Origin of the sequence: Azospirillum palustre (genome assembly GCF_002573965.1) — a bacterium.
GTDB lineage: Bacteria > Pseudomonadota > Alphaproteobacteria > Azospirillales > Azospirillaceae > Azospirillum > Azospirillum palustre.
This window is the reverse complement of the sequence record NZ_PDKW01000043.1, coordinates 18,149-29,532: the sequence shown is the minus strand read 5'-3', so window position 1 is coordinate 29,532 and position 11,384 is coordinate 18,149. Positions and strand designations below refer to the sequence as shown.

The following is an 11,384-nucleotide window of genomic DNA, read 5'->3' as shown; positions in this document are numbered from 1 at the left end:
CTTACCGACAATCCCATGATGCAAAGCCCTCAATGACGGGCAGCCATCACCATTCTGGGCAGGAACCACGCCATGGCTCTCAAGGACTTCCTGGTCGTCGTCGACGATACGCCCGCGTCCGCAGCGCGTCTCGACCTTGCAGCACGGCTCGCAGCGCGGTGCGATGCGCACCTGACCGCACTCTATGCCTTCACCGACACGGTGTTCCCCGGTTACATCGAAGCCGAAATCCCGCAGGAATTGCGCGAAAGCCGCCGCCAGAGCCGCAAGGACCAGACGGACCGGATGCAGGCGGCCTTCGACGACGTCATGCGCCTGCACGGCGTGACCGACCGATCCGAATGGCTGGCGCAGGAAGCCGATCCGACCATCGCCGCCGCGGTGCGCGGCCGCTATGCCGATCTGGTCGTGGTCGGCCAGCCCGATCCGGACCGTGACCGCGACCAGCTCGTCGCCCAGCCGGCGGACCTTCTGTTCGAATGCGGCCGGCCGCTCCTGGTCGTGCCCTATGCCGGCCGCTTCTCCAGCATCGGCGAGCGGGTTCTGGTCGGTTGGAACGGCAGCCGCGAGGCGGCGCGCGCAATCGGCGACGCCATGTCCCTGCTGACCGCCGCCAAGCGCGTCGTGGTGATGGCTGCCAATCCGAAGCCCGGCCCGAACGGCCTGGGCGACGAGCCCTGCGCCGACATCGCCCGCCATCTGTCGCGCCACGGCTGCCGCGTGGAGGCCACCCATGTCGCGACCGATGTGGTAGAGCCCGGCGACACCCTGCTGAACATGGCCGCCGACGAAAGCTGCGACCTGCTGGTGATGGGCGCCTACGGCCGTTCGCGCTTCCGTGAACTGGTGCTGGGCGGCATGACCCGCTTCATGTTGCAGCACATGACCGTTCCGGTGCTGATGAGCCATTAAGGGGGTGGGCACCTTCATGTGCCCTCTTTCCCATCCGTGGGGTTAAGCGACCGACCGCGTCCCCCCGAGTCCCGTCACAACCGTCGCGAGTCGCCGCTCGCAGCCCGTGGGGAAAAGCGACCGCGCCTCTTTGTCCACCCTGATCCCCTTGGGGAAAAGCGGCGGATTCGTGGGGAAAAGCGGCGCGACTCGGGGTTTCCCCATGGGGACAAGCGGCGACTCAACTAATAAGTCTAACAACTACCCATCGACTAGCACGGTCGCCTAACCCCACATTGACTCCATCGGCCGCCGCTCACCAGGATGCCACAACATCTGGGTGAGGCTGCTATGGGCGACATACACAGGCTCGTGATCGAGCATGGCCGGGACAAGGCACGCGCCCTGGTTCGGCCCGAGGAGCGGACACTGGTGGACATCGCCGCCGACATCCTGGCGGACGAGAACCAGCATCTCGGCATCACCTACAGCGGTTTCTGCCTGACCAGCCTGCCGCACAAGAAGCTGGCCGACGACATGCCCTGGGAAAAGCGCGGCCATCAGGTGACGCTGCTGGTCGAACCGGGCCGGTTGAAGGTGAACGGCAAGATGAAGCTGTTCGGCGTGCCCTATGGCGCGCGGGCGCGGATGATCCTGATCTATCTGCAAACCCAGGCGGTGCGCACCGGCCGCCGCGAAGTCGAACTCGGCCGCTCCATGCGCGACTGGCTGACCCGGATGGGCATCAGCGTCGGCGGCGAGACCTTCCGCGGCTTCCGCGAACAGTCGCTGCGCATCTCCGCCTGCTCCTTGAAGTTCTTCTGGGACGGCGAGAACGCCGACGTCTTCGAGAAGGGCGGCATCGTCAAGCGCGGCCTGATTTTCCACGACGCTCTCGGCGACGACCGCCAGGGCACGCTGTGGAACGACGTGGTCCAGCTGGACGAGACCTTCTTCCAGGCCCTGCGCGACCATCCGGTTCCCCTGCTGGAGGAGGCGGTGCGGCAGTTGAAGGACCGCTCCCTGAGCCTCGACCTCTATGTCTGGCTCGCCTACCGGCTGCATTCGCTGAGCCGGCCGCAGCCGATCTCCTGGCCGTCGCTCTATGCGCAGTTCGGTGCCGGCTATGACCAGATGAAGCATTTCAAGCCGCGCTTCGTCCAGGCCCTGCAATATGCGCTGGCCGCCTATCCCGACGCGAAGGTCGAACCGGCCGACGACGGCGTCGTCCTCCATCCCAGCCGCCCGCCCATCGCCCGCCTGCTGGCGTAACGGCGTGGGGTTAAGCGACCGGCACTGAAATTCTCCGCCGAACTCTCCCTGGCCGAACTCCCCCCGGTCGCTTTCCCCCACACCCTGGCAAGCCCGCCCGCCATTGACCCACGTCATTGGGGGGCCCCTCCTCTCCCCCTAAGATCGCCGCCAGTTCCCGAACCGGAGAGGCTTTGCCTTGGACGCCCTGTCGCTGCTGGATGCCGGACTGAACCAGTGCGCCGTGGTCATCGACCGCGACGGCGGGCTGTTGCTTGCCCTGCTGACCGCCGGACTGGTCGGCGGCACCACCCATTGCGCCGGCATGTGCGGCCCCTTCGTCCTGGCCCAGGTGTCGGCGCGGCTGGAGCGGGTGCCGCTGTCGGCAATGTCGGAGTTCCGGCGACTGACCGGGGCGGCGGTTCTGCCCTATCATGCTGGCCGGGCGACGACCTATGCGCTGGTCGGCGCGCTGTCGGCCTCGGTCGCCGGCCATGTCGGGGCGCTGCCGGGACTGCGCTGGCTGTCGGTGGCGCTGCTGGCGCTGGCGGCGCTGTTCTTCCTCGGCTACGCCGCGCGCGGGGTCCTGTCCTGGCTCCCCAAGGCGCCGTCACTCGGCGGCAATCGGGTGCAGCGCTGGTGGAGCGAGCGGGTGTCCGGCCTCGCCCGGCCGCTGTTCGGCAACCCGACGGGCTGGCGCGGCTATGGGCTGGGGGTGGCACTGGGCTTCATTCCCTGCGGGATGCTCTATGGCGCCATCGCGGTGGCGGCGGCGAGCGGCAGTGCGCTGACCGGCGCACTCGGCATGGCGGCCTTCGCGCTCGGCACGGTGCCGAGCCTGCTGGCGGTTGGGCTGGCCGGTCACATCGCCGGCCGCACCTGGCGCACCGCGGTCGCCCGCGTCGCCCCGGCGATCATGCTGGTGAACGCCGGGGTGCTGGGTTGGATGGCCTGGAAGCTGGTTGCGTAAACCAGCCCCTCAGCCTGTTTCAGTGGATACCGCCGCCCTTCAGCGCGTCCCCCAGCGGAACCTGCCCGCTGCCGGGCTTCAGCGGCTGCTGCTGGCTCTCGTGCGGCGACCAGCCGGCCAGATAAAGCACTTCGAAGGTCACCGGGATGCGCCCGTCCGGCTCGGCATAAAGCTCGGCATAGCGCCGTGCCGCGTCGAACAGCATGGAGCGGGTTGCCGGAACCTTGCGGCGCGCCAGCACGGCATTGGTCTCGCCCATGCCGCGCAGTTCACGCATCAGGGCAAAGGCGTCGGAATAGGTGACGGTGATCACGTCGCTGTCGACCACCGGGAGGGCGAAGCCGGCACGTTGCAGCAACCCGCCGGCATCCTTGATCTCGGCGAAGGGTGACACGCGGGGGGAGACGCCGCCCGACACCTCCATCTCCGCCTCGTACAGGCAGCGGCGCAGCTCGGCCAGGGTCTGGCCGCCCAGCATGGAGGCGCAGAAGAAGCCGTCGGGCTTCAGCGCCTGCCTAATCTGAACCAGGGCGCCCGGCAGGTCGTTGACCCAGTGCAGGCTGAGATTGCTGACGGCCAGATCGAAGCTGCCGGGGGCGAAGGGCAGGAACTCCTCGTCGGCGGCGATGGCGGCGGTGACCGTGGGATTTCCGGGAGCGAGCGCGGCACGGGCGAACTCCGGCGACAGGTCGCAGGCGACCAGCCGTTCGATCCCCTTGCGGCCTTTCAGGATCCGGCCCATCGCCCCGTCGTGGCAGCCGACGTCGAGCGCCAGCGGGAAGGGACGGATCACGTCCTCCAGCCGGTCGGCGAGGCGGTCGGCGATCTCCTCGAACAGGAAGGCGTGGTCGGTGAATTCGGCGACGGCGCGGTCGCGGCGGCGGCGGACGAGCGCACGGTCGAAGACGGTCATGCTGTCGGGGCTTGTCATGGCCGCACTATACCCCAGCCCGGCGGCGCGACAACCGTGCTACACTCGCAGCACAGCCACCTTTTCCACAGCAGTGCTCCCGAATGGGAGGAAAACCGGACAGGCATCGGAATGGGCATCGACGAGGCTATTTCCGTCAGTCATGAAGCGCTGATGGTCATCCTGAAAATCTCGCTGCCGACATTGGGCATCACGGCATTGCTGTCGGCTGGACTGATGCTGTTCCAGAGCGCCACCAACATCAACGAATCGTCGCTGCAGCAGGACCTGAAGTTCTTCGCCACCCTGCTGATCCTGTTCGCCACCGGTCCGGCGATCTATCTGGCGCTGCGCGACTATACGGCGGTGATCTTCGAGCGCATCGCGCTGTTGCAGTGACGGGACCAGCCGATGCAGGCGCCCGCCCCTCTCGCCGGACTTGGCCGCATCGCAACCAGTGCGGCAGCCCTGCTGCTGGACGCGCTGCTGCCGCCGCGCTGTCTCGGTTGCGGCGAGGCGGTGGACCGGCAGGGTGGTCTGTGTGCGGCCTGCTGGGTCAAGCTGACCTTCATCGCCCCGCCGCTGTGCGCCTGCTGCGGCCTTCCCTTCGAGTATGAGGCGCAGGAGGGCGCGCTGTGCGGCGCCTGTCTGGCAGCCCCGCCGCCTTTCGCCCGCGCCCGCGCCGTGCTGGCTTATGACGACGGCAGCCGGCCGCTGGTCCTTGGCTTCAAGCATGGCGACCGCATCCATGCCGCCAAATCCTATGGCGTCTGGCTGGCGCGCGCCGGCAAGGAATTGCTGGCGGATGCTGACCGGCTGCTGCCGGTGCCGCTGCACCGCGGCCGCCTGTTCCGCCGCCGCTACAACCAGGCGGCACTGCTGGCGCAGGCGCTGTCGCGGCACAGCGGCGTTCCCGCCACGCCCGACCTGCTGCAACGCCACCGCTCCACCCCGACCCAGGGCGGGCTGGACCGCCAGGGGCGCCACCGCAACGTCAAGGGCGCCTTCCGCCTGCGGCCGGGACAATCGGCAAAGGACCAGGTGACGGGACAGCGGCTGGTGCTGATCGACGACGTGATGACCACCGGGGCGACGCTGGCGGAATGCACGCGGGTCCTGCTGCGCGCCGGGGCGGGGCGGGTCGACGTGCTGACCCTGGCACGCGTGGTGCAGCGCTGACGCTTGAAAAGGGCCGCGGCCGGCGACGCTGACCGGCGTCGCACGCGGGCTGCAACGTCTGGCGCCCCTCGTGGGTTGACCTTATAGTTTCTCCACGTCCAAAAGGAGCCCAGTGGCATGGCCGACGTCGTCATCTACACCACGCCCTTCTGTCCCTACTGCATGCGGGCCAAGAGCCTGCTCGACGGCAAGGGCGTGACATACGAGGAAATCGACCTCTACGCCCAGCCGGGCCGCCGCAGCGAGATGATCGAGCGGTCGGAAGGCCGGACCACCGTCCCGCAAGTCTTCATCGATGGGAAGCCGTACGGCGGCAGCGACGACATCCACGCGCTGGATCGCGCCGGCAAGCTCGACCCGCTGCTCGGCATCGCCGCGTGAGCGGGGGCGCCGCGGGCACCGGCGTGCTGAGGGCCGCCTGCGTCCAGGTGAATGCCGGCACGGAGCTTGAGCCGAACCTGCGGGCGGCGGGCGATCTCGTCCGCCGTGCCCGCGATGCCGGGGCGGACCTCATCGCTTTGCCGGAGAATGTCGGCTGGATCGTCCAGGGCCGCGACAAGACCATGCAGCGAGTCCGCAGCGAGGCGGAGCATCCCGGCATTCCCTTCTTCGCCGATCTGGCGCGGGAGACCGGAGCCTGGATCCTGGGCGGCACCCTGCATGTCCTGTTGGAAGACGGACGCGCCGCCAACCGCAGCTATCTGTTCGACGCCGGGGGGCGGGTCGTCGCCTCCTACGACAAGATCCACATGTTCGACGTCACGCTGAAGGACGGCGAATCCTATCGCGAGTCGGCCACCTTCCGGCCGGGCGAGCGGGCGGTCGTCGCCTCCAGCCCGTGGGGCGGCATCGGCATGACCGTCTGCTACGACGTGCGCTTCGCCTATCTCTACCGGGCGCTGGCCAAGGCGGGGGCGTCGATCCTGACGGTGCCGGCCGCCTTCACCGTGCCGACCGGCCGCGCCCACTGGCACACGCTGCTGCGCAGCCGCGCCATCGAGACCGGCTGCTTCGTCGTCGCCCCGGCCCAGACCGGCAGCCACGACCAGGGCCGCCAGACCTACGGCCATTCCCTGCTGATCGCGCCATGGGGCGAGGTGCTGGCCGATGCCGGCACCGATGTCGGCTTCATCACCGCCGACCTCGACCTCGACCGCATCGCGGAAGCCCGCGGCATGGTGCCGTCGCTGACCCACGACCGTGCCTTCGAGGTGGAGCGGATCGGGTTCTGACCCGTCCGCGTCTCCTCAGCGCCCGTCCTGCGTCAGCCGCAGCCACGCCATCGCTGCGGTCAGCGCGATGCCGAAGGCGCCGTCGGGCCGCACCGGCAGGTCGAGGTCATGGACCAGACTGTCCAGCCGCAGATCGACCGCCTGCTTCGACAGGCTGCGGATCTTGCGGTCGTAATAGAGGCTCGACACCTCCGTCCGCTCCTCCGGCAGCGGGCGGCCGGTCAGGCGTTCCGCCATGGCGACGGAGAAATCCAGGTAATAGCCGACCAGCGGCCGGCCGCCGATGAAGGCATGCAACAGGTCGCCGGCCTCGGCCATTCCGGTGTCGCTGCCGGGATGGAGCAGCAGGGCGCTGCCGGTCAGGATGCGGGGGCCGCGGATGCGGATGGCGGCGAAGGTCAGCGGCCTCGCCGACTCGGGGTCGAAGCTGGTCGCCTCGCAATGGACCGCCACATGCTCCCGGCGGTCGGCGTTGGTGTGATCGGAGTGCGCCATGGTCGCCGCCTCAATGGTTCAGGCGGAAATGGTGGGCGATCAGCTCCTTGAAGCTCTTCACCAGGGCCAGACAGTCCTTGAACTGGTCGCGGTCGAGCTTGCCCAGCCGGTCGGGGTGGACGAGGTTGTCGATTGCCAGTTCCTCTCCCTCCCCCTCAGGCTCGTCATCGGGAAGATCGACGCGCGCCTTCAGGCGGATGGTCGACAGGATGGTGAAGGCCTCCACAAGATCGGCAGCCATCTTGCGGTCCAGCGCCCCCAGTTCGGCCAGCACCTGGATGCGCTCCACCGTGTTGGTTTCCGCCCGGTGCTTTTCCAGCGCCAGCGCCCGCACGCCATGGACGATGGGGAAGATGCCGGCCTTCTTGATGTCCACCGCTTCCGCCCGGCGCCGTTCGAACAGGGTGGCGAACAGGCCGCTCGGCGTGTCGAAGGACAGGGCCGGACGGGCGAACTGGGTGAAGAACATCTGGTTGTCCTGCAACCGGCTCAGCAGATAGTCCTTCGCCTCCGCCAGCAGCGTGGCGTCGCCGGCAACCGGAGCGGCGTCGTAGAAGATGGCGAGGTTCATTTGCGCCGCCTCGTCCGGACGGTGGACCCAGTTGAACAGCGCGTCCTTGTAGCCGGCGAGCGGCCGCGTCCAGTCCGGGTTCGACACCATGATGTTGCCGGGACAGGGCGGATAGCCGAACTCCACCAGATGGCGGCTGAAGTCGGCAGCGATGTCGGCCAGGTCGGGACAGTCGAAGCCGTCGCGCAGGATCAGGCCGTTGTCCTGGTCGGTCTTCAGCAGCTGTTCGCCGCGCCCCTCGCTGCCCATCACGATCAGGCAGCTGTTGGCCAGCAGGTCCGGCGGGGCCAGCAGTTCGAACAGCTTGCGGAAGATTCGTCGGTTCAGCTCGGTCACCAGATCGGCGATGAAGGAGACCTTGACCCCCGTGGCATGCAGGGTGCGGATCAGCTCGACGATGGAGCGGCTGGCCCGGCGCAGGTCGGCGGGGTCGGTGGCATGCTCCACCTGCAACCCGATGACCTGGGAATGGTTGGACAGCACCGCCAGCAGGTCGCTTTGCCCCAACAGCCCGGCGATGGCCCCCTTCTCCGTCACCACCACCCGGCGCACCGCATGCTTGGTCATCAGCACCAGCGCATTGAACAGCAGGTCGTCGCGGTCCAACGTCAGCAGCCCGTAGCGGGCGAGCGGCCCGACCGGCTCGCTCACCGGCCGGCCGTCCAGCACCACGAGGTCGCGCAGGTCGGTGCCGGTCAGGATGCCCACCGCTCCGCCCACGGACCCATCCGCTCCGCGCACCAGCACGCTGCTGGCGCGGTTCTGCCGCATCGCCTCGGCCGCATCGCGCAGGCTGGCGGCGGCGTCGACGAACAGCGGCGGGTGGAGATAAGCCTGCCGGATGCGCGCCATGGTCAGCGCCGCCATCTCGCGGTTCGACCGCAACGCCGCCAGATCGCGCATGCGCTGGGCGAAATCGCCGACGATGGCGGCACCGAATTCGGAATTCTCCGCCGCCAGCGCTTCCAGTGCGGGACGCGGGATCAGGTGGCAGGCGCACTCCTCGGCCGCGACGAAACGCCGGGCGGTGCTGCCGCCAGCGCCGGCACCCGCGGCGCCATAGAGAGCCTGCAAGCCGAAACGGTCGCCGGGTCCATGGACCGCCGCCACCTCGCCGCCGCGGCGTTCCTGCACGGTGCCGCGCAGCACGACGAACATCGCATCGGTCGGCTCCTCCCGCGACAGCAGGACCGCGTCGCGCGGGTAGAGCGCGATGTCCAGCGCCCCCGCCAGCGCCGTCCGCTGATCGTCGGTCAGCAGGTCGAAGGGGGGCTGGCCGAAATCGAAGTCCGGGGAGGCGGTCGGCATCGCGTGCTGCACGGGCAGGCTCCGTCACAGGAGGGCGGGGCATCGGGAAAAGCGGGCATAAAAAAGCGCCTCCGGACCGGATCCGGAGGCGCTTTCGAGGATACACCCGCCGGGCCCGAGGCCGGAAGCGGGTGCGACATTTGGCGGCGTGGTTCGGTCACCGCACGGGCTTGAGCCTTCCCCGAAGGGGGGAAGGGACGCGGTGCGAGACGCGGCCCCTTCCCTGTTCTTATTGCTCCGCCCTGTTCGTTCGAACGCCTGATCGCTTGATGGACAACCGCTTAGTGGGCGGAGGCACCCTCGGCACCCAGGCCGGTCTGCGACCGGATGTACTGGGCTTCGAAGTCCTTGCGCTCCTTCTGGGCCTGCGCGCTGTTGTCGGTGATCGAGAAGAACCAGATACCGGCGAAGGCGAGCGGGATGGTGAAGAAGCCGGGGTTGTCGTAGGGGAAGATCGCCGCCGGATTGCCCAGCACGGCCTTCCACACGGTCGGCCCCAAGACCAGCAGGACGATCGCCGAGATCAGGCCGAGCGCACCGCCCATCACGGCGCCACGGGTGGTCATCTTGCCCCAGAACATCGACATCAGCAGGATCGGGAAGTTGGCCGAAGCGGCGATGACGAAGGCCAGACCGACCATGAAGGCGACGTTCTGGTTCTCGAAGGCGACGCCCAGGATGATCGAGACGATGCCGATGACGACCGTGGTGATCTTCGACACGCGGATTTCGTCCGCCTCGTTGGCACGGCCTTTGGCGAAGACCGAGGCGTAGAGGTCATGGGAGACCGCCGAGGCGCCGGCCAGGGTCAGACCCGCGACCACCGCCAGGATGGTGGCGAAGGCGACCGCCGAGATGAAGCCGTAGAACAGGTCGCCGCCGACCGCATGGGCGGTGTGGATGGCCGCCATGTTGGTGCCGCCGATGATCGCCGTGATCGCCGCCTTGGCACCGGCCGCCGGGCCGGCCGTCAGGAACGGGTAGGCGCCGTTGGCGTCGGGAGCCAGGATCATCAGGATCGCGCCGAAGCCGATGATGAAGGTCAGGATGTAGAAGTAGCCGATGAAGCCGGTGGCATAGAAGACCGACTTGCGGGCTTCCTTGGCATCCGACACCGTGAAGAAGCGCATCAGGATATGCGGCAGACCGGCGGTGCCGAACATCAACGCCATGCCCAGCGAGATCGCCGAGATCGGGTCGGACACCAGCGTGCCGGGCGACATGATCGCCAGACCCTTCGGGTGGATCTCGACGGCGGCCTTGAACATCGCCTCGGGGCTGAAGCCGAACTTGGCGAGGATCATGAAGGCCATGAAGGACGCGCCGGACAGCAGCATCACCGCCTTGATGATCTGCACCCAAGTGGTTGCCAGCATGCCGCCGAAGGTGACGTAGCCGATCATCAGGACGCCGACGAGGATGACGGCGACCAGATAGTCGAGACCGAACAGCAACTGGATCAGCTTGCCGGCACCAACCATCTGGGCGATCAGGTAGAAGGTCACGGTGGCCAGCGAGCCGCAAGCCGACAGGGTGCGGATCGGCGTCTGCTGGAAGCGGTAGGAGGCAACGTCGGCGAAGGTATACTTGCCGAGGTTGCGCAGCCGCTCCGCGATCAGGAACAGCACGATCGGCCAGCCGACCAGCCAGCCCACCGAATAGATCAGGCCGTCGAAGCCCGAGGCGTACACCAGACCGGCGATGCCCAGGAAGGACGCGGCCGACATGTAGTCGCCGGCGATGGCGAGGCCGTTCTGGAAGCCGGTGATGCCGCCGCCGGCAGCGTAGAAGTCCTTGGCCGACTTGGTGCGGCGGGCCGCCCAGTAGGTGATGCCCAGCGTGAATACCACGAAGGCCAGGAACATCAGGATGGCCGACCAGTTGGTCGCCTGCTTCTGCACCGAACCGCCGATGGCGTCGGCCATGGCGCCGGTGGGCAGCATAAGCGCCGCCCCGGTTGCAGCAGCCGCACCGGCCGCAATGCGGGAGTGGATGGCGCGCATCACTTCGACTCCTCCAGGATCTGGCGGTTCAGCTCGTCGAATTCGCCGTTCGCCCGATGCACGTAGATGCCGGTCAGGATGAAGGCGGACACGATGGTGAAGACGCCGATGGGAATGCCCCAGGTCGTGACACCGGAGCCGATCGGCGTGCCCAGGAACGACTTCCCGAACGCCACCAGCAGGATGAAACCGAAATAAATGACCAGCATGGCAATCGACAAAGTCCAGGCGAAAGCGGACCGTTTCGCCACCAGTTCCTGGAACTTTGGATTGTTCACAATCCTTTGTGCGCTTTGACTCATGTGCGTCCCCTCATCGAGTGCCGGCAATCTTTCGCGATCCATCCAGACATCGTCTTCGGGATCAGCGGGCATTTGCCGTCCGGGCGGTCGCGTCCGGGTTTCTTCCCGTAATTCGTACGCCCTTGACCTGCCCAATTGTTTGATACAGATCATTGTTTGGCGCACCCCCTACCTTGGTCGATGGGGTGGGCGCCGAGGGGGCGGACGGCCCCGAAAAATCAAGCCTGGGCAAGGCTGTAGCGCCATACGGGAAAGGCGCCCCCGTTGCCGGG

General features: G+C 67.8%; 12 protein-coding genes. 7 read left to right on the top strand and 5 right to left on the bottom strand.

Annotation, left to right across the window (positions count from 1 at the left end; all coding sequences use genetic code 11):
* The first annotated feature begins 72 nt into the window (after positions 1-72).
* From CRT60_RS22505 to CRT60_RS22495, 3 genes are all read left to right on the top strand, one after another.
* Entirely contained in the window at positions 73-912 is an 840-nt protein-coding gene (locus tag CRT60_RS22505) for a universal stress protein (protein WP_098738823.1), read from the top strand.
* A gap of 330 nt (positions 913-1,242) precedes the next feature.
* Complete coding sequence (locus tag CRT60_RS22500; protein ID WP_098738822.1) at positions 1,243-2,163, top strand: replication protein RepA; 921 nt, start codon at positions 1,243-1,245, stop codon at positions 2,161-2,163.
* Between the two features lie 178 nt (positions 2,164-2,341).
* The gene (locus CRT60_RS22495) at positions 2,342-3,112 is read left to right on the top strand and encodes a sulfite exporter TauE/SafE family protein (protein WP_098738821.1); all 771 of its coding nucleotides are present in this window, start codon (positions 2,342-2,344) and stop codon (positions 3,110-3,112) included.
* 19 nt (positions 3,113-3,131) lie between these two features.
* On the opposite strand, the gene CRT60_RS22490 is transcribed toward CRT60_RS22495, so the two are convergent.
* Positions 3,132-4,043, bottom strand: a complete 912-nt coding sequence (locus CRT60_RS22490; protein WP_098738820.1) for a methyltransferase domain-containing protein — start codon at positions 4,041-4,043, stop codon at positions 3,132-3,134.
* Positions 4,044-4,154: 111 nt separating this feature from the next.
* Between CRT60_RS22490 and CRT60_RS22485 the strand changes: the two genes are divergently transcribed.
* The 4 genes from CRT60_RS22485 (at position 4,155) to CRT60_RS22470 (ending at position 6,433) form a co-directional block, all read left to right on the top strand.
* Entirely contained in the window at positions 4,155-4,421 is a 267-nt protein-coding gene (locus CRT60_RS22485; protein WP_098738819.1) for a flagellar biosynthetic protein FliQ, read from the top strand.
* 12 nt (positions 4,422-4,433) lie between these two features.
* Positions 4,434-5,201, top strand: a complete 768-nt coding sequence (locus tag CRT60_RS22480) for a ComF family protein (RefSeq protein ID WP_098738818.1) — start codon at positions 4,434-4,436, stop codon at positions 5,199-5,201.
* 117 nt (positions 5,202-5,318) lie between these two features.
* Entirely contained in the window at positions 5,319-5,582 is a 264-nt protein-coding gene (gene grxC / locus CRT60_RS22475; protein WP_098738817.1) for a glutaredoxin 3, read from the top strand.
* Positions 5,579-6,433, top strand: coding sequence for a carbon-nitrogen hydrolase family protein (locus CRT60_RS22470; RefSeq protein WP_098738816.1), 855 nt, complete (start codon positions 5,579-5,581; stop codon positions 6,431-6,433). Before grxC ends, CRT60_RS22470 begins: the two co-directional genes overlap by 4 nt.
* Before the next feature lie 15 nt (positions 6,434-6,448).
* Here CRT60_RS22470 and CRT60_RS22465 read toward each other — a convergent pair whose 3' ends face one another.
* The 4 genes from CRT60_RS22465 to CRT60_RS22450 form a co-directional block, all read right to left on the bottom strand.
* Positions 6,449-6,928, bottom strand: coding sequence for a 3'-5' exonuclease family protein (locus CRT60_RS22465; RefSeq protein ID WP_098738815.1), 480 nt, complete (start codon positions 6,926-6,928; stop codon positions 6,449-6,451).
* A gap of 10 nt (positions 6,929-6,938) precedes the next feature.
* Positions 6,939-8,819: a DUF294 nucleotidyltransferase-like domain-containing protein gene (locus CRT60_RS22460; RefSeq protein WP_098738814.1), complete on the bottom strand. Its 1,881-nt coding sequence runs from the start codon at positions 8,817-8,819 to the stop codon at positions 6,939-6,941.
* Between the two features lie 269 nt (positions 8,820-9,088).
* Positions 9,089-10,810, bottom strand: coding sequence for a cation acetate symporter (locus CRT60_RS22455; RefSeq protein WP_098738813.1), 1,722 nt, complete (start codon positions 10,808-10,810; stop codon positions 9,089-9,091).
* Positions 10,810-11,112: a DUF485 domain-containing protein gene (locus CRT60_RS22450; protein ID WP_098738812.1), complete on the bottom strand. Its 303-nt coding sequence runs from the start codon at positions 11,110-11,112 to the stop codon at positions 10,810-10,812. Before CRT60_RS22450 ends, CRT60_RS22455 begins: the two co-directional genes overlap by 1 nt.
* Positions 11,113-11,384: the final 272 nt, after the last annotated feature.